18 protein-coding genes are annotated in these 23,596 nt (G+C 52.9%); 11 read left to right on the top strand and 7 right to left on the bottom strand.

Annotation, left to right across the window (positions count from 1 at the left end):
* Positions 1-15 precede the first annotated feature (15 nt).
* The 6 genes from Q3C19_RS02105 (at position 16) to Q3C19_RS02080 (ending at position 6,264) form a co-directional block, all read left to right on the top strand.
* Positions 16-1,506 (top strand): S26 family signal peptidase, encoded by a 1,491-nt coding sequence (locus Q3C19_RS02105; protein ID WP_302726882.1) that lies wholly within the window; start codon positions 16-18, stop codon positions 1,504-1,506.
* A gap of 78 nt (positions 1,507-1,584) precedes the next feature.
* Positions 1,585-2,517, top strand: a complete 933-nt coding sequence (gene lepB / locus Q3C19_RS02100; RefSeq protein ID WP_302726880.1) for a signal peptidase I — start codon at positions 1,585-1,587, stop codon at positions 2,515-2,517.
* A 45-nt stretch (positions 2,518-2,562) separates the two neighbouring features.
* Positions 2,563-3,204: a WbqC family protein gene (locus Q3C19_RS02095; RefSeq protein WP_287640678.1), complete on the top strand. Its 642-nt coding sequence runs from the start codon at positions 2,563-2,565 to the stop codon at positions 3,202-3,204.
* Between the two features lie 155 nt (positions 3,205-3,359).
* Positions 3,360-4,172 carry an SDR family oxidoreductase gene (locus Q3C19_RS02090; RefSeq protein ID WP_022162339.1) on the top strand — a complete coding sequence of 271 codons (813 nt, stop codon included), beginning with the start codon at positions 3,360-3,362 and terminating at the stop codon, positions 4,170-4,172.
* 133 nt (positions 4,173-4,305) lie between these two features.
* Positions 4,306-5,478 (top strand): mannonate dehydratase, encoded by a 1,173-nt coding sequence (gene uxuA / locus Q3C19_RS02085; protein WP_302726876.1) that lies wholly within the window; start codon positions 4,306-4,308, stop codon positions 5,476-5,478.
* 201 nt (positions 5,479-5,679) lie between these two features.
* Entirely contained in the window at positions 5,680-6,264 is a 585-nt protein-coding gene (locus tag Q3C19_RS02080) for an epoxyqueuosine reductase QueH (protein WP_071148290.1), read from the top strand.
* A 134-nt stretch (positions 6,265-6,398) separates the two neighbouring features.
* On the opposite strand, the gene Q3C19_RS02075 is transcribed toward Q3C19_RS02080, so the two are convergent.
* Together Q3C19_RS02075 and Q3C19_RS02070 are read right to left on the bottom strand one after the other, a co-directional pair.
* Positions 6,399-6,929 (bottom strand): outer membrane beta-barrel protein, encoded by a 531-nt coding sequence (locus tag Q3C19_RS02075; RefSeq protein WP_302726874.1) that lies wholly within the window; start codon positions 6,927-6,929, stop codon positions 6,399-6,401.
* 260 nt (positions 6,930-7,189) lie between these two features.
* Positions 7,190-8,452: a pitrilysin family protein gene (locus Q3C19_RS02070; RefSeq protein ID WP_277120354.1), complete on the bottom strand. Its 1,263-nt coding sequence runs from the start codon at positions 8,450-8,452 to the stop codon at positions 7,190-7,192.
* A 105-nt stretch (positions 8,453-8,557) separates the two neighbouring features.
* On the opposite strand from Q3C19_RS02070, the gene Q3C19_RS02065 reads away from it, so the two are divergent.
* The 5 genes from Q3C19_RS02065 to Q3C19_RS02045 all read left to right on the top strand — a co-directional run bounded on the left by Q3C19_RS02065 (position 8,558) and on the right by Q3C19_RS02045 (position 14,347).
* On the top strand, positions 8,558-9,163 hold the full coding sequence (locus Q3C19_RS02065) for an SIS domain-containing protein (RefSeq protein ID WP_022162334.1): 606 nt from the start codon (positions 8,558-8,560) through the stop codon (positions 9,161-9,163).
* Complete coding sequence (locus Q3C19_RS02060; protein ID WP_022162333.1) at positions 9,151-10,074, top strand: carbohydrate kinase; 924 nt, start codon at positions 9,151-9,153, stop codon at positions 10,072-10,074. The genes Q3C19_RS02065 and Q3C19_RS02060 overlap by 13 nt, the downstream gene beginning before the upstream one ends.
* 240 nt (positions 10,075-10,314) lie before the next feature.
* Positions 10,315-11,379, top strand: coding sequence for a tyrosine-protein phosphatase (locus tag Q3C19_RS02055; RefSeq protein ID WP_302726870.1), 1,065 nt, complete (start codon positions 10,315-10,317; stop codon positions 11,377-11,379).
* A gap of 109 nt (positions 11,380-11,488) precedes the next feature.
* Positions 11,489-13,396, top strand: a complete 1,908-nt coding sequence (locus Q3C19_RS02050; RefSeq protein ID WP_302726868.1) for a DEAD/DEAH box helicase — start codon at positions 11,489-11,491, stop codon at positions 13,394-13,396.
* Between the two features lie 24 nt (positions 13,397-13,420).
* Positions 13,421-14,347, top strand: a complete 927-nt coding sequence (locus Q3C19_RS02045) for a hydrogen peroxide-inducible genes activator (protein WP_302726866.1) — start codon at positions 13,421-13,423, stop codon at positions 14,345-14,347.
* Positions 14,348-14,676: 329 nt separating this feature from the next.
* On the opposite strand, the gene Q3C19_RS02040 is transcribed toward Q3C19_RS02045, so the two are convergent.
* The 5 genes from Q3C19_RS02040 to Q3C19_RS02020 form a co-directional block, all read right to left on the bottom strand.
* On the bottom strand, positions 14,677-16,809 hold the full coding sequence (locus tag Q3C19_RS02040; RefSeq protein WP_302726864.1) for a S46 family peptidase: 2,133 nt from the start codon (positions 16,807-16,809) through the stop codon (positions 14,677-14,679).
* 26 nt (positions 16,810-16,835) lie between these two features.
* Positions 16,836-18,203, bottom strand: coding sequence for a TIGR00341 family protein (locus Q3C19_RS02035; RefSeq protein ID WP_302726862.1), 1,368 nt, complete (start codon positions 18,201-18,203; stop codon positions 16,836-16,838).
* 49 nt (positions 18,204-18,252) lie between these two features.
* Entirely contained in the window at positions 18,253-19,695 is a 1,443-nt protein-coding gene (locus Q3C19_RS02030; protein ID WP_302726860.1) for a lipopolysaccharide biosynthesis protein, read from the bottom strand.
* Positions 19,696-19,711: 16 nt separating this feature from the next.
* On the bottom strand, positions 19,712-20,752 hold the full coding sequence (gene ruvB / locus Q3C19_RS02025) for a Holliday junction branch migration DNA helicase RuvB (protein ID WP_071148280.1): 1,041 nt from the start codon (positions 20,750-20,752) through the stop codon (positions 19,712-19,714).
* 258 nt (positions 20,753-21,010) lie between these two features.
* Entirely contained in the window at positions 21,011-23,395 is a 2,385-nt protein-coding gene (locus tag Q3C19_RS02020) for a sugar-binding domain-containing protein (protein ID WP_235817035.1), read from the bottom strand.
* Positions 23,396-23,596 lie beyond the last annotated feature (201 nt).

The raw sequence follows: 23,596 nt of genomic DNA, 5'->3' as shown, positions 1-23,596 counted from the left end.
ACAAGAACTATCGTCATGAGAAAAGCTACACGTTCACAATGGATTAAATTCAGTATTGTCACCCTGCTCTATCTGGCCTTCCTGATATGGGTAAGCTGCTGGTGGGGACTGATAGTCGTACCCTTCATCTTCGACGTCTACATCAGCAAGAAGATTCCCTGGGGATGGTGGAAGAAGTCGAAGAACGCCACCGTACGCACCGTCATGAGCTGGGTGGACGCCATCGTCTTCGCCTTGGTGGCCGTCTACTTCGTCAACCTCTACATCTTCCAGAACTATCAGATACCGTCTTCCTCACTGGAGAAATCGTTGCTCGTGGGCGACTTCCTCTACGTCAGCAAAATGAGCTACGGCCCCCGTGTGCCCAATACGCCGCTCTCCATGCCGCTGGCACAACACACGCTGCCCATCTTCAACTGCAAGTCGTACATCGAGTGGCCGCAATGGAAGTACAAACGTGTACCGGGATTCGGCAAGGTGAAACTGAATGACATCGTCGTCTTCAACTTCCCCGCCGGCGATACCGTCGCACTCAACCACCAGATGGAAGACTTCTACGCCCTGGCCTACCGCGAAGGCAAGAGCCTGTATCCCAAACACGTGGACATGGACAGCCTGACACGCCAACAACAGCGAGCCGTCTACGACCTGTACTATAGCGCCGGACGCAACAAGATACTCTCCAACCCGCAGATGTACGGCAAAGTGGTAGTGCGCCCCGTCGACCGCCGCGAGAACTACGTGAAGCGCTGTGTAGGCTTGCCCGGCAACACCCTGCAAATCGTGGACGGACAAGTATGCATCGACGGCCAAGCCATCAAGAACCCCAAGGACATGCAGTTCAATTACTTCGTGCAGACCACCGGACCGTACATCCCCGATGAAATGTTCCGCGACTTGGGCATCAGCAAGGACGACCAAATGCTGATGACCGAAGACCTGAACTGGGAAATGGGACTGATGGAAATGGGACTGGACCGCCGCGACGCACAAGGCCGACTGACACCGGTCTATCACCTGCCGCTCACCCAAGCCATGTACGACACACTGGCTGGAAACACGAAGCTGATCAGCCGCATCGTCAAGGAGCCTGCCATCTACTCGGGCGACATGTTCCCGCAGAATCTCTATACGAAGTGGGACCGCGACAACTACGGCCCCATCTGGATTCCTGCCAAAGGTGCTACCATCACCCTGACCGACGACAATCTGCCCCTGTACGAACGATGTATCGAAGCTTACGAAGGCAACAAGCTGGAGCGCCGGGCCGACGGCATCTACATCAACGGACAGAAGACGGATACATACACCTTCCAGATGGATTACTACTGGATGATGGGCGACAACCGTCACAACTCGCTTGACTCCCGCTACTGGGGCTTCGTACCCGAAGACCACGTAGTAGGCCGCCCCATCGTCGTCTGGCTGTCGCTGGACAAAGACCGTGGCTGGTTCGACGGTAAAATCCGCTGGAACAGACTGTTCAAGATCGTAAAAGATGAATGATACAGAAAGGGATGAAAGGGCGGCAAAGACTGTTCTGTCCTTTCATCCTTTCCAACCCTAACGCAAAGCATCCGCAGCATGAAAGTATGGAAAACCATCGGCCTGATAGCAGGAACAATACTCGTCGTAGTGTTGCTCCGGGGCTGTGTGGCCATTCCTTACTTAATTCCCTCGTCGGGCATGGAAAATTCACTGTACCGGGGCGAACGCATACTGGTGAACAAATGGAGCTATGGCCTCCGCCTGCCCTTCATGGCCTGGCTGGGCTATCACCGCTGGGGCGACAAGCCCGTACGGAAAGACGACATCATCGTCTTCAACAATCCAGCCAATCTGAAGGAACCCGTAGCCGACCGCCGCGAAGTATTCATCAACCGCTGCATCGGCACGCCGGGTGACACGCTGCTGATAGACTCCCTCTTTTCCGTCGTATCGTCCGAGCAGGATGCCCCCGACCAGAAGTTTCTCTATGCCTATCCGCGCAACCGCGAAAAACAGCTCGACTCACTACTGCCGCTGCTCAACATCAAGCCCGGTCCGATACTGGGTCAGGACTCTGTGCGCAACATACGCAGCTTCAGCCGCTACGAAGCCTATCTGCTGGAACAGTCGCTCAACATCTGCCCTTGGATAGAACCGCTGGACCAGACCGACTCTGCCCGTGACCTGAAACCGCTGATTGTACCCGGCAAAGGCAAAGTGCTGCGCGTATACCCCTGGAACCGTACCCTGCTGTGCAACACGCTCGTGATGCACGAACACCGGCAGGCTGAAGTCCGGAATGATACCCTTTTCGTCGACGGTAAGCCCACACAGCACTGCTACTTCACCAAAGACTATTACTGGGTGGTGTCCAACAATCCCGTCAACCTGTCCGACTCGCGCCTCTTCGGGTTCGTGCCCAAAGACCACATCATAGGCAAAGCCTCGCTGATATGGTTCTCCAAACGCGACGATAGCGGTCCTTTTAGCGGTTACCGCTGGGAACGCATCGGGCAGCGGATTCACTAACTCCGTACATACGCTCCATACGATTTAAAAGCATTCTCTACGAAAATGAAAACAATATTTCTGTCCTCCGCCTATCTGGCTCCTGTAGAATATTACGTCAAACTGCTGACGTATGACAAAATCTTCATCGAGCAGTACGACCATTACCTGAAGCAAACCTACCGCAACCGCTGCACCATCGCTGCTCCCGACGGTCCGCTGGCACTTACGGTACCCATTGTGAAGCCCGATACACCCAAATGCTTTATGCGCGACATCCGCATCTCCGACCACGGCAACTGGCGCCACCTGCACTGGAATGCCTTGGAATCGGCCTACAATCATACTCCCTTCTTCGAGTACTACAAGGATGATTTCCGCCCCTTCTACGAAAAGAAATACGAGTTCCTTGTCGACTTCAACGAAGCCTTGTGTCGCCTCATCTGTTCGCTCATCGACCTGCAACCCGACCTGACACGTACTTCCGAATACCGCACTTCGTTCGGTCCCAACGAAGACGATTTCCGCGAACGCATCCATCCCAAAAAAGATTTCCGTACGGAAGACGATGCCTTCTCTCCCTGCTCCTACTATCAGGTATTTCAGGAAAAACTGGGATTCCTGCCCAACCTCAGCATAGTCGACCTGTTGTTCAACATGGGTCCTGAAAGCCTGCTGGTACTCCAGAAAAGCTGTTTACAGGAATAAAAACGGACGGAAATGCGTATAAATGAAACCAGGAAGAAAGAATTTGAGACAAACGTGCAACACTTGTAATGAAATTAATGTGTAACTTTGTTGTTGAAGTAGGACATCCGAACAAAAGAAACAGATTCTAACTAATTATTAAAACATAATTCATCATGAAAAACTTATTCGACATCAAAGACAGAGTAGTAGTCATCACCGGTGGAACTGGTATTCTGGGCAGAGCCATCGCCGCTCATTTGGCAGAAGAAGGCGCTAAAGTTGTTATCCTCGGACGTAAAGCCGAAGTAGGAAACGCCATTGTAGAAGGTATCAAAGCCAACGGAGGCGAAGCCATGTTCCTGACCACCGACGTGATGAACCGTGAAATATTAGAGCAAAACCTGGCCGACATCCTGAAAGCCTACGGACGGGTAGACGCTTTGCTGAACGCTGCCGGAGGCAACATGCCGGGAGCTACCATCGCACCCGACGGTACTTTCTTCGACCTGAAGATTGAAGAATTCCAACGCGTACTCGAACTGAACCTGACCGGTACTGTACTGCCCACACAGGTATTCCTGAAACCAATGGTAGAACAGAAGAAGGGAGCTATCGTCAACTTCTCCAGTATGGCCGCCTTCCGCCCCATGACCCGCGTAGCAGGCTATGCTGCAGCCAAAGCTGGCATCTCTAACTACACCGCCTTCATGGCTACCGAAGTGGCCAAGAAGTTCGGCGAAGGCATCCGCGTGAACGCCATCGCTCCGGGCTTCTTCCTGACCGAACAGAACCGCACCCTGCTGACCAACCCCGATGGCTCATGGACGCAACGCGGACAAGACGTCATCCGTCAGACTCCTTTCGGCCGTATGGGACGCCCCGAAGAACTGTGCGGTACCATCCAGTACCTCATCAGCGATGCTTCCAGCTTCGTAACAGGTACCGTAGCCGTAGTAGACGGTGGATTCAATGTGTTTGCTATGTAAAATTTTCTTAGGAGTTAAGGAGACAGGAATTAAGGAGTTAAGCCGATACTTTTGTTTTTTGAAAGCCTATCATTTGGCTTAACTACTTAACTCTTGACTCCTTAACTCCTCCAACATAAAAAACATACCCATTATGATACTTTGCGAACAAACCTGGCGCTGGTACGGTCCCAACGACCCTGTCAGCCTATGGGATATCAAGCAGGCCGGAGCCACCGGCATCGTCAATGCCCTGCACCACATTCCCAACGGCGAAGTGTGGACTGTAGAAGAAATCATGAAGCGCAAGCAGATGATCGAAGAAGTAGGCCTCACGTGGTCTGTTGTCGAAAGTGTACCCGTTCATGAGCACATCAAGACGCAGACAGGCGACTATCAGAAGTACATCGACAATTACAAGGAAAGCCTGCGCAACCTGGCAAAATGCGGTGTAAACATCGTCACTTACAATTTCATGCCCGTGCTGGACTGGACACGCACCGACCTGGCTTATGAACTACCCGACGGTAGCCGCGCCCTGCGCTTCGAACGTGCCGCTTTCATAGCTTTCGATCTCTTCCTGCTGCACCGCCCTAGTGCCGAAGCCGAATACACCGACGAAGAGAAGGCCAAAGCCCGTGCCCGCTTCGAGCAGATGACCGAAGAAGATAAGCAGAAACTCGTCCGCAACATGATAGCTGGCCTGCCCGGCTCGGAAGAAAGCTTCACGCTGGAACAATTCCAGCACGAACTGGATCGCTACAAAGACATTACCCCCGAACGCCTCCGCCAGAATCTTATCTACTTCCTGAGCGAGATCTGCCCCGTAGCCGACGAAGTGGGTGTGAAGCTCGTCATTCATCCCGACGACCCGCCTATGTCTATCCTGGGCCTGCCGCGCATCATGAGTTGCGCTGAAGACTTCCAGGCACTCATCGACGCCGTACCCAATCCCAGCAACGGACTCTGCCTGTGCACCGGTTCCTTAGGTGTGAGCAGCGCCAACGACTGCGCCGCCATGATGACCCGCTTCGGCGACCGCATCAACTTCGTACACCTGCGCTCCACCAAGCGCGATGCCGAAGGCAACTTCTACGAAGCCAACCACTTGGAAGGCGACGTCGACATGTACGGCGTAATGAAAGCCTTCCTCGAACTGCAACAGCGTCGCGGTGTCTCCATCGCCATGCGCCCTGACCACGGACACCAGATGGTGGACGACCTGCGCAAGAAAACCAACCCCGGCTACTCGTGCATCGGCCGCCTGCGCGGACTGGCTGAACTTCGCGGACTGGAAATGGGGATTGCGAAGACGCTGTATAAATAAAAAAGCCCGAAGCTGAATACATTTTCAGACGCAGACGATACAGATAACATAGAGCTACTTTATCCTCCCGAATATGCGTAACATTTATACGGGAAAAGCTCTCTAAAAAACATGTTATCCGTATCATTTGCGTCTGAACAGTTCTATTCTGCTACACTAATACTTGTATATTCAAACCCTAATTGCAATCATCACACACGTATGCTCAAACTCCTACCACCCAACGGCGAAAACCACGTACTGCTGCACTCCTGCTGCGCTCCTTGCTCGTCGGCTATTATCGAATGTATGCTGGCCAACAATATACGACCTACAGTATTCTACTGCAACCCCAACATCTATCCTCGGGAAGAATACGAAGTACGTAAGAACGAAGCCATACGTTTTGTTACGTCTCAGGGCCTCGATTTTGTCGATGCGGACTACGATTACGAGCATTGGAAAAGTCTGATGCAAGGACTGGAGGATGAACCCGAACGCGGAGCACGCTGCCTGCGTTGCTTCACCCTGCGCCTCACCGAGACGGCACGCTATGCCGCCACGCACGGCTTTACCCTGTTCACGACTACCCTTGCCTCGTCGCGCTGGAAGAGCCTGGAGCAAATCAATGAGGCCGGACGACGTGCCGCCGCACGTTATCCCGACACCCTCTTCTGGGAACAGAACTGGCGCAAAGGCGGCCTGCAGGAACGCCGCAACCAGCTATTACACGAGTACGACTTCTACAACCAACAATACTGCGGTTGCGAATTCAGTATGAGACGACTGACAGAAAAAAACATATAAGACTGTCTTTTGAGGGAACCAATCATATCAAACTAAAAAAACGAACCGTCTGTTATACAGAAAAAGTGCGCCAAGATGAAGTAACTGCTTTCTTCATCCTGGCACACCCACTATTGAGTGAAAGCCACTCCCTATCAGAATGTATAATGGAAACCTATCGACAGGTCTTCACTGCTGAAATTGAAACCGTAGCCATCAGAAGTATCCAGCATATAATCATCCCGATAACCCAGGAAACCATATTTGGCAATCAGACTAAAATGATTTGTCACCTTAAGGGACAAACCAGGTTTCAGTCCCAGTTCAAAACCTGCCTCAGAATCGGCACCCTTATACTTCTGTGATGATACACCAATACAACCGTCAACGAAGAAACGAACCGTTTTATTCTCGAAAAAAGAATAACGAGCATACGGCGCAAAGGCAAAACCCGTCCATTTTGCTTTTACGTGATCGTCCACTTTATACTTGGAATGCGACAGAATAAGCTGGGCACCCACCGACCACTGATCGGAAAACTCATACCCGACTTCGGGAGCTAACGTAAAACTTGTAGCATCGGCATCATCGTTATGCCAAAGGCTGATATTTCCACCTACATAGACTTGCGATTTCGCAGCCAAAGCTGCCATTACTACAAACAGAAATACTACAATTCTTTTCATACTCTTACTAATTTATTAGACATATTAATAATTTCTAAACACACAATACGGACTTTTAGTTTAGCAAAACAAATATTTGTTCACTTGGTACTTACATCCGAGTAATATTCAAGATCTGTAGAAGGAAGCCTTACACTATCACAAGCTCCTTATAATCAGACTAATGATATCAAGTTCTTACTTACCAGAATGAGAATAGTAGTTACGCACATCTTTCAACCCCCATAAATTTCTTTACGAAGCAAAAGTTTAATTTCAAATTACCCCAAATAAACCAACTCCGACAGATAATCCTCGCCCAGCATTTCATTGGCTACTTCGAGCAACTGGTCGGAAGTAAGCTGACTGATGCGGCGGCAAATGGCTTCCTGAGACTCGTAGCGGTTATAGTGGAGGAAAGTCTTGGCCATACCTAGGGCATTGTTCTCGTTGTTGTCCGACGCCACGCCTATCTGGCCTATCAACTGCTTCTGCGCTGCTGCCAGTTGCGAAGTAGTCAAACGGGTGTCGCGCAAACGCCTCAGCTCCTTATACACCAGGCGTGTACAAAGATCCACGTCATCGGGGTCGCAACCAAAGTAGATGCAGAAGGTGCCGGTATCGGTATAAGCAGTCAGATTGGACTCTACGTTATATACCAACCCACGGCGCTCGCGCAACGCTACGTTCAGGCGGCTGTTCATGCCGGGACCGCCCAGCAGGTTGTTCAGCAGATACAGGGCCGTACGTTTCTCGTCGTAGGCATTGTAGCCACGGGCACCTATCATCACGTGTGTCTGGTTCGTACCTTTTTTCATCACCAGTCGGTCGGGCACATAAGGCAAAGGGGGCATCCGTCGGTTGTCCGAAGGATTGCCGGTAGCTGTTCCTCCTGCTACGTTGCCCACCAGCTTCTCGGCCAAGCGGACAACCCGGCGGAAATCAACATCACCCAATACAAAGAATATTGCATTCTCCGGCCGATAGTAACGACGAGTAAAAGCTACGGCATCCTCGGTACGGAACGTGCGGAGTTGTTCGGGATTGCCCAGAATGTTACGCCCCAGCGGATGACCGCGGAAAATAAGGTCTTCGAAATCGTCGAAGATCAGTTCAGCAGGGTTGTCCTCGTACGACTGTATCTCGTCGATAATCACCTCTGTCTCCTTTTCAATCTCGTGTTGCGGAAAAGTGGAATGAAATACAATATCAGCCAACAGCTCAAAAGCCCGGCTGAAGTGCTCGACAAGGAAAGCAGAGTAGATCACCGTCTCTTCCTTGTTGGTGTAGGCATTGAGGTCACCGCCTACGTTCTCCATACGATTCAGGATGTGCCAGGCCCGTCGTTTGTGAGTTCCCTTAAAAATGAGATGTTCCACAAAGTGAGCCATACCTTGCTCATCGGGCATCTCATCGCGTGTGCCTGCATCGACAGCAAATCCACAATAAGCCACCCGTGAAGCCAACGGCTCGTGAATGATGCGCAGACCGTTGGCCAGTGTATATGTGCTATATTTCCCGTTGGTTTCGTTCAAATGCTCCATTCTGACGTTTCAAACTGATTGCAGGTACAAAAATACAATAAAACTTATTGCCGTTTATGGAAAATTATAGATATTTGCAAAACCAGATAACCAAAACCGAAAGAAATGATAGCATCTATTCAAGAGCTTTTGCAGAAAGAGGCACAAGCAGTACTGAACATCCCTGTGACGGACGCCTACGAAAAAGCCGTGTCGCTCATCGTGGAACACGTACACCGCCGTAAGGGTAAACTCGTGACCTCAGGTATGGGAAAGGCAGGGCAGATTGCCATGAACATTGCTACTACCTTTTGCTCGACAGGCATCCCAGCCGTCTTCCTGCATCCCAGCGAAGCCCAACACGGTGACTTGGGCATCCTGCAGGAAAACGACCTGTTGCTGCTCATCTCCAATTCCGGAAAAACGCGTGAAATTGTAGAGCTCACCCAACTGGCCCACAACCTGGACCCCAGTCTGAAATTCATTGTCATCACCGGCAACCCCGATAGTCCGCTAGCTCGCGAAGCCACCGTCTGCCTCAGTACCGGCAGTCCCAAGGAAGTATGCGCACTGGGCATGACGCCCACAACTTCGACCACCGTCATGACCGTCATCGGTGATATCCTGGTGGTACAGACCATGAAACAGACCGGATTCACCATTGAAGACTATTCAAAACGCCACCACGGCGGCTATCTCGGAGAAAAATCACGTTCATTATGCGTAAAGTAATAGGTATCGGCGAGACTATTCTCGACATCATCTTCCGCAACGGACAGCCCACAGCAGCTGTACCCGGCGGTTCTGTATTCAACGGCATCGTCTCTTTGGGACGTGCGGGTGTTCCCATCTGTTTCATCAGCGAGACAGGGAACGACCACGTAGGAGAGATCATCCTCCGCTTCATGCGCGAAAACAACATTCCTACCGACCACGTCAACGTCTTCCCCGACGGGAAATCACCCGTATCGCTTGCTTTCCTCAACGAACACAGTGATGCAGAATATATCTTCTACAAAGACTACCCCAAGCAGCGACTCGACGTAGAATATCCGCAAATTCAGGAAGACGACATCGTGATGGTAGGCTCGTACTATGCCCTGAATCCCGTCTTGCGCGACAAGGTAGTAGAACTGCTGGAACGCGCGCACGACATGCATGCCATCGTCTACTACGACCCCAACTTCCGCTCCTCGCACAAGGAAGAAGCCATCAAACTGGCTCCCACCATCATCGAGAATCTGGAGTATGCCGACATCGTACGCGGCTCGCAAGAAGACTTCTTCTACATGTGGGGCCTGAAGGAAGCCGACAAAATCTACCGCGATAAGGTGAAGTTTTACTGTCGTAACTTCCTCTGCACGGCAGGAGCCCAGCAGGTATCACTACGCACAGCTACCCTTTCCAAAGACTATCCCATTCCTCCGCTTGAGGCAGTCAGCACCATCGGCGCGGGCGACAATTTCAACGCAGGTATCATCTTCGGCCTACTGAAGTATAACGTACGCTACGATGACCTCGCCACGATGGACGAAGCCACATGGGACAAAGTCATCCGTTGCGGCATCGAGTTTGCCGCTGACGTGTGCTGCAGTTTCAACAATTCGGTTTCGAGGGAGTTTGCCGAAGCACATACGCTTTAACAAGACGATTTATATAGGTAAAGAGAAGAGAGAGAAGCCGATATCCCGCATGGCAGTCCCACTGCAACAGCGGAATATCGGTTTATTCTTTTTCTTTACACTCTCCCGTCATTTGCTTAAAGTTCAAAAAAGAAACCTAAATCAATTAACCGGCGAGCATCGTCTGTAACTAAATTACATATATTTGTGAAGTATAGGATACGCTATATTTGTAGAAACGCTTAGAGACAATTACAAATTATGTACAGGAAGCTTTTGATTGGTTTTACTTTGTCTGCGCTGCTGCCTGCATGCAGCGGTCTGACCCCTCACATCGCCGTCGTGTGCGAAGAGAACAATGTAGGCAATTGCATTGTGAAATGGGAAACAGCTCCCCTTATCAAGGGGGACGTCAAAGTCTATGCCTCAACCCAGCCAGAATCTGCTCCCGAAAGCAATCCCGTGGCCATAGCCAACATTTCCGACCAGACAACCACCGTCATCAACAGCGATCCCTCTCAGCGTTATTACTATACATTGGTATTCAACGACAAATACCGGATAAAGACCGCCGCCCGAAATGTCAACATCCCCGGTGTACAGAATTTCCGTGACTTGGGAGGATATGCCTCGTACGGCACCAAAAAACGGGTTCGCTGGGGCATGATCTACCGTTCGGCACAGATAGACAGTCTGAACTGTTTTGCCATCAGGAAACTGAAGAACATCGGCATCAAAACCATCGTCGACCTGCGAAGCCAACGAGAAACAGGTCCACAAGTCGGTTTACGCAAAAACTTCGACGTAGTGAACATCGCTATTCCCATAAACGACATCGAGCTGGTACTGGACAAAGTGGAAAAGCACAAACTCAGAAAAGATTCGGTTCTGCAAATCGTAGAGCAAGCCAACCGTGAGATTGTGAACAAATACACAAGTCAGCTCCGCCAGCTTTTCGACGTGCTGCTGGATGAAACCAAATACCCGCTGGTCATCGATTGCTCTTCGGGCAAGGGACGTACGGGCATTGCAGTCGCCCTTGTTCTCGCTACCCTCGGCGTCAATGCCGACATCATCATGGACGATTACCGCCTCAGCAACTATTTCTTCAACATACCTTCTGCCACGCAATACGCCTACGACTTGCCTGTACGTTCGCAGGAAGCCATCACTGCCATCTACTCGGCCCGCGAGAACTTCCTGAACGCCGCCAAGGACGAGATAGAGAAACGGTACGGCGACGTAGATACCTACCTGAAGAAAGGCATCGGACTGACCAAGGAAGAAATCAAGAAACTGCAAAGCATTCTTTTGGTAAAAAAGTGAACCGGCACACTCGATTTGCCGCGCATCGGGCTACAAATCAGCCTCATCATGCCGCATTCTTCGCCTAAAAGCCTTATCTTTGCGCCGAATTTTTATACAGGATTATTGAATGAAGACATTTGAAGAGCTCGGTGTGTCGCCGGAGATACGCCGCGCCATCGAAGAGATGGGATATGAGAATCCCATGCCGGTACAAGAAGAAGTGATTCCTTACCTCTTAGGAGAAAACAACGACGTCGTGGCCCTGGCGCAGACCGGAACGGGCAAAACGGCCGCTTTCGGCCTGCCGCTGATACAGAAGGTCGATGTGACACGACGCATTCCACAGTCGCTAATCCTATGCCCCACACGCGAATTGTGCCTGCAGATTGCAGGCGACCTGACTGATTACAGCAAATACATCGAAGGCCTACGCGTGCTGCCCGTCTATGGCGGCTCGTCCATCGAAAGCCAGATACGCGCCCTGAAGCAGGGAGTGCACATCATTGTGGCCACACCCGGACGACTGATTGACCTGATGGAGCGCAAAACCGTATCGCTGACCACCATACAGAACGTCGTCATGGACGAAGCCGACGAAATGCTCAACATGGGCTTCACCGACAGCATCAACGCCATCCTGGCCGACGTGCCGCAGGAACGCAACACGCTGCTCTTCTCGGCCACCATGAGTCCCGAGATTGCCCGCATCGCCAAGAAATACCTGCGCAACGCCAAAGAAATCACCATCGGACGCAAAAACGAAGGTACCGCTAACGTAAAACACATTGTTTACGTGGTGCATGCCAAGGACAAATACGAGACTCTGAAACGCATTGTCGATTACTATCCGCAGATATACGGCATCATCTTCTGCCGCACCCGCAAGGAGACGCAGGAAATAGCCGACAAGTTGATGCAAGAAGGCTACAACGCCGACTCGCTGCACGGCGAACTGTCGCAGGCACAGCGCGACGCCGTGATGCAGAAGTTCCGCATCCGCAACCTGCAACTGCTGGTAGCTACCGACGTGGCTGCACGCGGACTGGACGTGGACGACCTGACACACGTCATCAACTACGGCCTGCCCGACGACACCGAAAGCTACACCCACCGCAGCGGACGTACCGGACGTGCCGGAAAGACAGGTACCTCCATTGCCATCATCAACCTGCGCGAGAAGGGCAAAATGCGCGAAATAGAGCGCATCATCGGCAAGAAGTTCCAGCCCGGCGAAATGCCGACCGGTAAACAAATCTGCGAGAAACAGCTGTTCAAGGTGATAGACGACTTAGAGAAAGTGAAGGTGAACGAAGAAGAAATCGAATCGTTCATGCCCGACGTCTATCGCAAATTAGACTGGCTGTCGAAGGAAGACCTCATCAAGCGCATGGTGTCGCACGAGTTCAACCGCTTTCTGGACTACTATCGCGACCGGCCCGAAATCTCCATCGTCGGTGATAGTAGCGCCAAGGGCGAGAAAGCCGGCAAACGACAGGGCGAAAAAGGCGGACGAAACAACAACCGTCAGGCCGAACCGGGCTTCACACGCCTCTTCATCAACCTGGGCAAGGTGGACAACTTCTTCCCCAACGAGCTCATCAGCCTGCTGAACAGCAACACCCGCGGACGTGTAGAGCTGGGACGCATCGACCTGATGCCCAAGTTCTCGTTCTTCGAAGTCGAAGAACAAGAGGCCCGCAACGTGCTGAAAGCCCTGAACCGCGCCAAGTGGAACGGTCGGAAAGTGGTGGTGGAAGTGGCCGGAGAAGAAGAGAAGGAAGCCGGCCGCAGAAACAACCGGAAGGACGACTCCAAGGGCAAGCGCGAAGCCGCCAAAGGCAAAGGAAAAGCCCAGGAAGCCCCTGCTGCCGAAAAGAAGAAAAAGCCCAGCCGCGAAGAGCGTGGCTACACCAAACCCCGTGGCAAGAAAGACGACTGGAAACAGTTCTTCCAGCATAACAACGACCTGAAAGGTCCCGAACCCGACTTCGACGAAGAGGGATGGGCCAAGCCGTCGAAAAAGAAAAAGAAGTAACAGCCAACCCTTACAACCGATACCATGACCCTGCAACAACTGGAATATATCCTCGCCGTAGAGCAGTACCGCCACTTTGCCAAAGCGGCCGAGCACTGCCGCGTGACACAGCCTACGCTGAGCGCCATGATACAGAAACTCGAAGACGAACTGGACACCCGCATCTTCGACCGCAGTCGCCAGCCCATAGCCCCCACTCCCATCGGCCTGCACATCCTTGCCCAGGCCCGGGAGGTGCTTGCGCAGGCAGCCCGCATCAAAGCGATGGTCGAAGAGGCCAAAGGCTCCTTCACAGGGACGTTCAATCTGGGCATCCTACCTACTATTGCCCCCTACCTGCTGCCCCGCTTCTTCCCGCAGCTGATGAAGAAGTACGACGGATTAGACATACGAGTGACAGAGATGAAGACCGCAGACATCAAGCGTGCCTTGCGCGAGAGAAGCATCGACGCAGGTATTGTAGCCAGTCTGGCAGGCATGGAGGAATACGAGCAGACAAGCCTCTTCTACGAACAGTTTTATGCCTACGTAGCGCGCGAAAGCAACCTCAGCAGCCATTCGCTGATACGTACGTCCGACCTCGGCGGCGAACAGCTCTGGCTGCTCGACGAAGGCCACTGCTTCCGCGACCAGTTGGTGCGTTTCTGCCAGCTGAAGGCGGCACAGGCCAGCCAGCTTGCCTACCATCTGGGCAGTATGGAGACCTTCATGCGCATGGTCGAGGGCGGGAAAGGCATCACCTTCATTCCCCAACTGGCCGTGTTGCAGCTCAGCGAGGCACAACAGCAGCTGGTACGTCCCTTTGCCGTACCCAAACCTGCCCGCCACATCGTCCTGCTGACGGGCAAAGACTTCATCCGCCACACGCTGCGCGATGCCTTGGTGAAGGAAATACAAGCCTCCGTCCCGCAAGAAATGCTGGCTCCCCTACCCACACTGCAGGTAGTCTGAAGCCGACAACACAGCCGTTCCGTTTTCCCGCAGCCCCTGCTCTGCCCGCCCAGCACAGGCAGTTCTGTCGCTGCATGCTTGTTGCAGAGTTACTGCAAACAAGGTTGCAGCGACACTGCAAACAGGGATGCAGCAGCACTGCAAACGTGGATGCAGTAGCGCTGCAACGGGCGTGCAGCAGCTCTGCAACGGGCGTGCAGTAACGCTGCAACGAGTGTGCAGTAACGCTGCAGCGAGCGTACAATGACAGTGCAGCGGGCGGTATACAACTCCACCACCCGCAGTAAGGCACGGACAGTCCCGTAACCCACCCGCAAAAAACAAAAGATTTATCCGATTTTAAGCTCCCGTATCAGCTCGCTAGCCTTGCCGTACTTCTCGATAACGAAAAGCACGTAGCGGATGTCTACCCCGATGCAACGCTGCATATCGGGCTCGTACAGGATGTCGCTGCTCATGGCTTCCCAGTTTCCGTCGAAGGCCAGGCCAAGGAGTTCGCCCCGTGCATTGAACATGGCACTGCCGCTGTTGCCGCCCGTGATGTCGTTGTTCGAGATGAAGCACACCTTCATTTCGCCGTTCTCGTCGGCATACCGGCCGAAATCGCCCGACGACAGCAGCGACAGGAACTCGGGCTGTACCTCGAAGTCGGCATCGCCCTCGTGGGCACGCACCTTCTCAAGCACTCCTCGGGTAGTGGTGTAGTAGTCGTAGTGTGCCCCGTCGAAAGGGTCGTATCCGCAGACGGTACCGAAGCTCAGGCGCATGGAGAAGTTGGCATCGGGATAGAAATTGCGCGAAGCATAGAAGCGACGGATGGCCGCATTCAGCAGACGTTCGCCCCGATCTATCTGCACCGAAGGCTCCTGCATCTGCATATTCAGCTCGAAAGCTTTCGTGATCAGGTCGATACCCAGACTGATGGCAGGGTCGTCGAGCAACTGATAGGTCGTGTCGCGCTCAAGGAAACGCTTCAGGCCACGCGGAGTAGCCAGTTGGGTATGGGCATAGAGCGAATCGACAAAAGCCCTGTCATCGCCTCCGTATTGCGTGGCAATGGTGTGGTAAACTTCGGGCAGGTAGGCCGAATCGACCTGCGAGCGGTATTCCTTCAGCATGGCTGTGAAGACTTCCTTATCGATATCGACATCCAGATTCTTGTATGTTTCGACAATCTTCTTCAGGTTGGCCACTACGACGTCGTGTTCGCCTTCGAAGTCGAAGTTCAGGATGGTGAGAGCCTGCTGCACCAGTTCAGGACCGTTCAGAAAGGCTTCCACAAAGTACGACTGTGCCCGGTTCACCTCGCGTCGGTTCTTATAGGCAAGTTCCAGGTCGGTAAACAGTTGCAGCAAGTCGGCACGTTCATCGGGCGTCTGCTGAATCCAGCGGCGCAGTTCCTGCTCCATGGCACGCTTCTTCTTCAGTACCTTCAGCTTGCGGACGGCACGGTTCATGCCAATGCTGTTTTTCCAGTAGTTGGAGCTCTCGTCGTATTTCGAAGCATACTTGATACGGATGGAATCGTTGCGGTCCATTTCGCGCTTCCAGATGGCCTGCTTTATGCCCCGTACGTCAATCTGGGCCTGGTTGGCAGTCTGCGTCATCTCCTCGATGCCATACGACGACAAATAGCGCTCCGTACTGCCCGGATAGCCCAGCGTCATGCAGAAGGAGCCTTCGCGATAACCGTCGAGCGAAATGGGTGCCACGTATGACGGATGATAGGGCACGTTGTCGGGCGAATAGTCGGCGGGGCGGTTGTTCTTGTCGGCATAGATGCGGAAGACGCAGAAGTCACCCGTGTGGCGCGGCCACATCCAGTTGTCGTTGTCCCAGCCGAACTTTCCGATGGACGAAGGAGGGGCAAACACCAGCCGCACATCGTTGAAGTCGCGATAAACCGAGAGCCAGAACTCGTTACCGCCGTAATAGGCATCGACCACACCCACCAGCGTAGAGTCCGCGGCCGAGACTTCCGCACCGATAGCCAGCATCATCGAGTCGACTACAGAAGAACGCTCAGCCTCGGTCATGCGGGGGGTGACGTGTTTCAGTACGCGCTTGGTGACGTCCTCGGTACGCAGCAGGAAACGGACGTACAGTTCAGGATTAGGCAGCTCCTCGCTGCGGTTGCGGGCCACAAAGCCGTCTTTCAGGTAATCGTGCTCGACGGACGAGTGTTGCTGCACGCTGCTGAAACCGCAATGATGGTTGGTCAGCACCAACCCGTCTTCGGACACCACTACGCCCGAGCAAAAGCCTCCGAAACTCACCACGGCATCTTTCAGCGACGGTTTACGGGGGTTATACAACCGGCTGGCAGGCATTTCCAGTCCCAACTCTTTCATGGCTTTCCGGGTCTGCCGGTTCAGGTTACCCAGCATCCACATGCCTTCGTCCGCATGGCTTGCCAATGCCAACAGCAGGCAGAAGGTCATCCACTTCAGTCTCAGCTTCATATCTTTCTCTCTGTTTGTTAGTCGTTTTATTCTGCTATCAGCCTCAGCTTACGCGCACCGGTACGTGCCTTCAGCCAGTCTGTTATCTTACTCTTCTCTCGTGCGTCGGGATACTTGCCAAACTTCAGCACAGCCAGCGTCACCGTATCGGTACGGAGTGAGTCGACCGTTGTCTCGATGGCGTGCGAAATGGATACAGACTTCACCGACGGATAAAGTACTTTCAGTTCGGAAATGATTTTCTTGCCCAATTCATCGAACGACTGGTACCGTTGCAGGTTGCCTTCGAGTTCGGCAATCTTCTGTGTCTGCTCCTGCAAGCGCTGTTCGCTGTTCTTGTAGAAGTCCTCCATCACCATGGCACGGATGGAAGAGATGTCCATCGACTCGTTGTTCATGCCTTGCATGACAATCAGCTTCGTGTTCTCCAGCTGGTAATCCTTCATCTTGCCACGCGCCACGGCTATCGATGCATCGGGCACTTCGTCACCCATCAGCACCACGCGTATCTCGCGCTCCTTGCCCTTGTTCACAATCTTCTTGTCCAGCACCTGGGTATTCTCAAAAGAAAGTTGCTCGTTAATGAACTTGTTGGCCGCGCTCTCGAAGAATGTATTCTGAATGATGTCCACAGTCAGATAAACAGCCGGACACATGGTCAGCACCACAATGCAGATGATGTATTTGCGTACCGTCTTCTCACGGTTCTTGTCCACAAAAGCCTTGCGCTGGAAGTGCATCACCCGCACTCCGACATACGTAGCCAGACTGATGAATACCGAATTGATGAAATACAAGTAAAAAGCCCCCAGGAAGTAAATCAGATTGCCTGTAGCCAGACCGTAGCCGGCCGTACACAGGGGCGGCATCAGCGCTGTGGCAATGGCTACCCCCGGTATCACGTTACCTTTTTCCTTGGTAGAAAGAGCCACTACACCCGCCATACCGCCCAACAATGCGATGAATACGTCGTAAATGGTGGGCGACGTACGTGCCAGCAGTTCCGACTGTCCCTCGGCCACCGGGCTGATGAGGAAGAAAACCGTAGCCGTCACCACGCTGAACAGCGTGGTGATGAGGAAGCTCTTCAACGAACGCTTCATCAGTTCGAAGTCGTTCAGTCCCACCGACAGTCCCACACCCATGATAGGACCCATCAGCGGCGAGATAAGCATGGCACCGATAATCACGGCCGTAGAGTTGACGTTCAGTCCCAGTGAAGCCATAAAGATGGCGAATATCAATATCCACAGATTGGCTCCCTTGAACTCCACTCCCTTACGGATGGATTCTACGGTTTCGAGTTCGTTGTCCTTGTCTTTGCGCAAGTCCAGGTACTCTTTCAAAAACGCCTTGATGGCAAAGGTATTTCTGTGCGGGTCGGTTGTTTCCATAAGTTTCTTTAATTAAGTAATTATAATCGTTGTCGGACCGTAGTCACGGTTATCTGAAAAAGCGGTTCACTACCGGAATATGCCGCAAAGGCAAGTCTTTCTTCACCACATAAGCTACAAACACCAGCAGCAACACTGTGCGATAAGCCAGGCGCAGCCAGATGTTGTCGATGGGAACATATTCTGCCGCCACGTAAAGCACTGCCGCCAGCAGTACGTAGCCGCCTATCGCTTTCAGGTCGTAACGGATGGGATATTTCTTCTGCCCTACGAAATACGACAGCAGCATAGCCACGCCATAGCCCGTAAAGCCGGCCCATGCACAGGCCATATAGCTGAAGCGGGGAATCAGCAATACGTTCATCAGTACCAGCACCGTACATCCCGCCAGCGAGAAGTAAGCTCCCCAACGCGTCTCGTCGATCAGCTTGTACCAGAAAGATAGGTTGAAGTAAATACCCATGAAGATTTCCGCAGCCATCACAATAGGCACCACACGCAAGCCGGCCCAGTAGTCGCGACCGATGATGAACTTCAGCAAATCGAGGTAGAACATCACGGCGAGGAAAGCCAGCAGGGTGAAGATGATGAAGAACTTCATGGCCTGCGCATAAACCTCACGGTTATCCTTGTCGCGACTCTTGCCAAAGACGAACGGCTCGTAGGCGTAGCGGAAGGCTTGTGTCAGCATGGCCATAATCATGGCTATCTTGCTGGCCGCTCCGTAGATGCCCAGCTGTACGGTGGCTTCGGCCTTATCGGGATAGACGTAGGGAAAGATTATCTTGTCGGCCACCTGGTTCAGAATGCCGGCCAGGCCAAGCACCAGCAGCGGCAGACTATAGGAAAGCATGCGTCGCAGCAAGGCCCGGTCGAGCGCATAGCGGAAGCCGCGCAATTCGGGTATCAGGCAAAGCATCACAGTGGACGTACATATCAGATTGAACAGGAAGGCATAGCCCACGTCACTGCCTTTCATCCACACGTAATAGGCCAGGTTGAGCGCAATGTTCAGGAAGATGAACAGCAGCTTCAGCGCGGCAAACTTGATGGGACGCTTCTTGTAGCGAAGATAAGCGAAGGGAATGCTCTGAAATGCGTCCATGGCTACAACGGCCATCATCATACCCACGTATTCGGGATGCTCGGCATAACCCAGCAAGCCGGCAATGGGTTGCAGAAACAGCAAGCCCAACACCAGAAACGTAAGCGCCATTCCGCCTACTCCCAACAGCGTTGTGGAATAGACCCGCATCGGGTCGTCCTTGCCGTTATTGGCGAAGCGGAAGAAACCCGTCTCCATACCGAATGTAAGCAGTACCAGTGCCAACGCCACCCAGGCGTATATGTTGGTCACTACCCCATAGCCTCCCGACTCGGCCGACATGGCAAGGGTGTACACCGGCACGAGCAGGTAGTTCAGGAAACGCCCTACGATGCTACTCAGGCCGTAAATGGCTGTTTCCTTTGCAAGCGATTTTAAATTTGCCATAACCAAATACTTCTTCTTAGTCAAACAGAGACGGCTGTCTACCGTCGCTGCTATACAAACTGCGTCCTAAATGTTTGTATGCCAGCTCCGTCACCTCGCGTCCGCGCGGCGTGCGCTTGATGAAGCCTTCTTTAATAAGGAAAGGCTCGTACACTTCTTCGATGGTGCCGGCGTCCTCGCCCAATGCGGTGGCGATGGTAGTCAGCCCCACGGGACCGCCACGGAACTTGTCGATGATGGTGGTCAGAATCTTGTTGTCTATCTCGTCGAGCCCGTACTTGTCGATGTTCAGGGCTTCGAGGGCAAACTGGGCAATTTCGGTGTCGATGCTGCCCGATCCTTTCACTTGGGCAAAGTCGCGTACACGGCGCAACAGGGCATTAGCGATACGGGGCGTACCACGGCTGCGCGATGCGATTTCGGCCGCGGCTCTGGTAGAGCAAGGCACGTTCAGAATCTGCGCCGAACGGCGGATAATGCCGGCCAGCACGTCGTCGTCGTAATACTCCAGGTGCAGATTGATGCCGAAACGGGCACGGAGCGGCGCCGTCAGCAGACCGCTGCGCGTCGTTGCCCCTACCAGCGTAAAGGGATTCAGATCAATCTGTATGCTGCGTGCCGAAGGGCCCTTGTCGATCATGATGTCGATGCGGTAATCCTCCATGGCCGAGTAAAGGTACTCTTCCACTACCGGACTGAGGCGGTGTATCTCGTCGATGAAAAGCACGTCGTTGGTTTCCAGACTGGTCAGAATGCCGGCCAGGTCGCCCGGCTTGTCGAGCACAGGGCCGGAAGTAATCTTGAAACCCACGCCCAATTCGTTGGCGATAATGTTCGAAAGTGTCGTTTTTCCCAGTCCGGGAGGGCCGTGAAGCAGGACGTGGTCAAGAGCCTCGCCGCGCAGGCGGGCTGCCTTGACGAAGATGCGCAGGTTGTCTACCACCTTGTCCTGCCCGCTGAAGTCCTCGAAACTGAGCGGCCGGAGCGCATTCTCAAAGTCCTTTTCCTTGCCCGAAGCCAATTGCTGGCTGCGTATGTCAAAGTTTTCCTGTTCCATTTCTTATTTCCACATTCTACACGGCATGCCACTGATGGCATACACCGTTCTTGGCACGTGCAAAATAACTAATTAATTTTGGAATAACCGAAAAAGGGAGACGCTTTTCGCAAGCAGAGACCACCGCCTTCTGCCACACTTGCACGGCTCGCGAGCGACACTTGCAATACATTTGTGGGACACTTGTACGGCTCGCGAGCCGTGCAAGTGTCCCACAATCCCCCTTCAGGAGTGCCCTGTGAGGCCTTCGAAAGCCTTTTATCGGGTAGCCTTAATGGACAGCGAAGCCGAATCCAGTCCCTCGCCAGAAACTTTCAGCCGGATAGTGCCACTCTTTGCGGTACTCTTCACGATGACCATAGCCCTACCCTTCCAGGCATTCCGCTCTTTGCCTACATAAGGATCGGTATCTCTCAGATTAGCGTTGCCCACAGCAGCAATCACTCCGGCTCCCTTCACCTCGAACGACAGGCGGTTTGCGGCATCGGGCACTACGCGGCCTTCTTTGTCCACCACCTCTACCGTTACGAACGAAAGATCCTGTCCGTCGGCTTTCAAAGTCTTGCGGTCGGGCGTCAAGCGGATTTTTGCCGGCTCACCTGCCGTAACAAGTACTTTTTCTTCTGCCTCGCGGCCTTCAGCGTCTACACCTATAGCTTTCAGTGTGCCCGGCTGATAAGGCAAGGTGAAGACTGCCATGAAACGCTGCTCAACCCCTACAGCCCGCTCGCCTACCAGCTGGTCGTTGAGGTACAGGCGAACTTTCGGATAACGCGAATAGACTTCGGCCTCGATGGGCTTACCTTCGTGTCCCGGCCAGTTCCAGCTTTCCCACGTAGGCCAGACAGACCAGGCTGTTTCCTTGATTTTACCGTAATAATTGTCCGGCTCTTTCACGGCCAGGTAGAGTTTTTTGTCCGCATTGTAGAGCAGGTCGCGATAATGGGAAATCGGTTTCCGCCAGCCGGTCAGGTCGATGTCGCCACAATAGGCACCGTGCCAAGGATAATGAGGACGTACGTAATGCTCGCCTTCCGAGTCGCCTACGTAATAGTAGCGGCCAATGGCCGACTCACCCAGATAGTCGAGAGCTGTCCACACAAAATCGCCTAGAACGTATTCGTTCGAAGTCACCAGTTTCCAATTGTCGAAGGCACCGCGCGGGAATGACTCGGTCTGGATAATCACACGCGAAGGTACCCGTTTATGGTCGTCCGGCGCACGGTGGAGCATATAGTTGTAACCTACAATCTCGTGCTGGGCAGCCAGCGGATCGTAGATTTCCCAGTCGCTGTCCCAGGCAGCCAGAGCCGAAGTGACCGGACGTGTACCGTCCAACTGACGTACGCGGTCGCCCAGTTTTTTAGCTGTCGTAACCACTTCTATCTTCTTGCGCTCTATCACCTCGTTTCCGATACTCCAACAGAAGATGGAAGGGTGGTTGCGGTCGCGGAGCACCATTGCGTCGAGGTCGCGTTGCCACCATTTATCAAAGTGAACCGAATAGTCGTATTTGTTCTTGCTGTCGCGCCAGCCGTCGAAAGCTTCGTCAATAACCAGCAGTCCCAAGCGGTCGCAGGCATCCAGGAAAGCCTCCGAGGGTACATTGTGTGCCGTACGTGCGGCATTGAAGCCAGCAGCTTTCATCAGCTCTACCTTCCTCTCCTCGGCACGGTCGTAAGCTGCTGCTCCCAGGAAACCATTATCGTGGTGCAGACAACCACCGTTCAGGATGATCTTCTTGCCGTTCAGCAACAGGCCTTTCTCGGCAGAATACTCAATGCTACGGATGCCGAAATTCTCAGTCATACAGTCTTTCACCTCGCCCGACTCTGCTACCGTACAGCGAGCCTCGTACAGATAAGGCGTGTCGGGGCTCCACAAAGCCGGCTGAAGCACTGGGATGGACAAAGACACCTCTTTCGAAGAATTGGCAGGCAGGTCGACAGTTGTTTCGCTTTCGCCTACCGACTGCTTCTTGGCATCGAACAGGGTGGTGGTCAGCGTGATGCGACGGTCGGCCGCAGTCTCGTTCTTCAAAGCTGTCTGCACCTTAACGGTCGCTTTTTCTTTGCTCACTTCGGGCGTCGTAACAAACATACCCCAGTGGTCGATATGCACCTTGTCGGTTACCGTCAGCCAGACGTGCCGGTAAATGCCCGAGCCACTATACCAGCGGCAGTTCTTCTGCTGAGAGTTGTCGACACGTACTGCAACTACGTTCGCCTCGCCTACACGGATATGAGGAGTCAAGTCGTAAAAGAAAGAAGAGTAACCATACGGCCAAACACCCAGCGAAGTTCCGTTGATGAACACTTCTGCATTCATATACACACCCTCGAAATAGATTCCTACTTTGCGGTCACGATAGTCGGCAGGAACCTGGAAGGTTTTACGATACCAACCTATTCCCGCGGGGAAATATCCGCCGTCGTTCCCCATCGGTGCATCGGCAGCAATCGTTCCCTCAATACTCCAATCGTGCGGCAAGTCCAACAACCGCCAGGCCGAATCATCGTAAGCCGCAGCCGAAGCAGCAGTACTGTCACCCAAAGCAAACCTCCAGCCACTATCGAAAAGCTGTTTGCGAACATCACCGGCTTCCGCATACGGAAGCACTCCCCAAAGAAAAATAAACGCCATCAGAAAACCTATTGCACGATGGCCTGCAAAATTCTGTTTCTTTTTCATGTTATTAGCATTAATTCAAGTATGCAAAAGAAGCAAACTACTCCACAAAAACAGGCATCCAAACAAATTATATAGGGAGTAAAATCCTTGCATGCAAAGAATTTACCCCCTAATGAACGATTTTTGCCCCCTGAAAAACCTCTTAATCCACAC

The sequence above is a fragment of the Bacteroides sp. ET489 genome (assembly GCF_030518095.1).
GTDB lineage: Bacteria > Bacteroidota > Bacteroidia > Bacteroidales > Bacteroidaceae > Bacteroides > Bacteroides ndongoniae.
The sequence above is the reverse complement of the archived record's forward strand: the minus strand, read 5'-3'. Positions and strand labels throughout refer to the sequence as shown.

Excerpts from the sequence above, each read along its gene's own strand:
- Q3C19_RS02045 (WP_302726866.1), top strand. The coding sequence starts at position 13,421 with ATGACCCTGCAACAACTGGAATATATCCTCGCCGTAGAGCAGTACCGC.
- Q3C19_RS02075 (WP_302726874.1), bottom strand. The coding sequence starts at position 6,929 with ATGAAAAGAATTGTAGTATTTCTGTTTGTAGTAATGGCAGCTTTGGCT.
- Q3C19_RS02020 (WP_235817035.1), bottom strand. The coding sequence starts at position 23,395 with ATGGCGTTTATTTTTCTTTGGGGAGTGCTTCCGTATGCGGAAGCCGGT.
- Q3C19_RS02080 (WP_071148290.1), top strand. The coding sequence starts at position 5,680 with ATGCTCAAACTCCTACCACCCAACGGCGAAAACCACGTACTGCTGCAC.
- Q3C19_RS02090 (WP_022162339.1), top strand. The coding sequence starts at position 3,360 with ATGAAAAACTTATTCGACATCAAAGACAGAGTAGTAGTCATCACCGGT.
- Q3C19_RS02040 (WP_302726864.1), bottom strand. The coding sequence starts at position 16,809 with ATGAAGCTGAGACTGAAGTGGATGACCTTCTGCCTGCTGTTGGCATTG.
- Q3C19_RS02070 (WP_277120354.1), bottom strand. The coding sequence starts at position 8,452 with ATGGAGCATTTGAACGAAACCAACGGGAAATATAGCACATATACACTG.
- Q3C19_RS02060 (WP_022162333.1), top strand. The coding sequence starts at position 9,151 with ATGCGTAAAGTAATAGGTATCGGCGAGACTATTCTCGACATCATCTTC.
- Q3C19_RS02035 (WP_302726862.1), bottom strand. The coding sequence starts at position 18,203 with ATGGAAACAACCGACCCGCACAGAAATACCTTTGCCATCAAGGCGTTT.
- Q3C19_RS02030 (WP_302726860.1), bottom strand. The coding sequence starts at position 19,695 with ATGGCAAATTTAAAATCGCTTGCAAAGGAAACAGCCATTTACGGCCTG.
- Q3C19_RS02050 (WP_302726868.1), top strand. The coding sequence starts at position 11,489 with ATGAAGACATTTGAAGAGCTCGGTGTGTCGCCGGAGATACGCCGCGCC.
- Q3C19_RS02065 (WP_022162334.1), top strand. The coding sequence starts at position 8,558 with ATGATAGCATCTATTCAAGAGCTTTTGCAGAAAGAGGCACAAGCAGTA.
- Q3C19_RS02095 (WP_287640678.1), top strand. The coding sequence starts at position 2,563 with ATGAAAACAATATTTCTGTCCTCCGCCTATCTGGCTCCTGTAGAATAT.
- uxuA (WP_302726876.1), top strand. The coding sequence starts at position 4,306 with ATGATACTTTGCGAACAAACCTGGCGCTGGTACGGTCCCAACGACCCT.
- Q3C19_RS02055 (WP_302726870.1), top strand. The coding sequence starts at position 10,315 with ATGTACAGGAAGCTTTTGATTGGTTTTACTTTGTCTGCGCTGCTGCCT.
- Q3C19_RS02105 (WP_302726882.1), top strand. The coding sequence starts at position 16 with ATGAGAAAAGCTACACGTTCACAATGGATTAAATTCAGTATTGTCACC.
- lepB (WP_302726880.1), top strand. The coding sequence starts at position 1,585 with ATGAAAGTATGGAAAACCATCGGCCTGATAGCAGGAACAATACTCGTC.
- ruvB (WP_071148280.1), bottom strand. The coding sequence starts at position 20,752 with ATGGAACAGGAAAACTTTGACATACGCAGCCAGCAATTGGCTTCGGGC.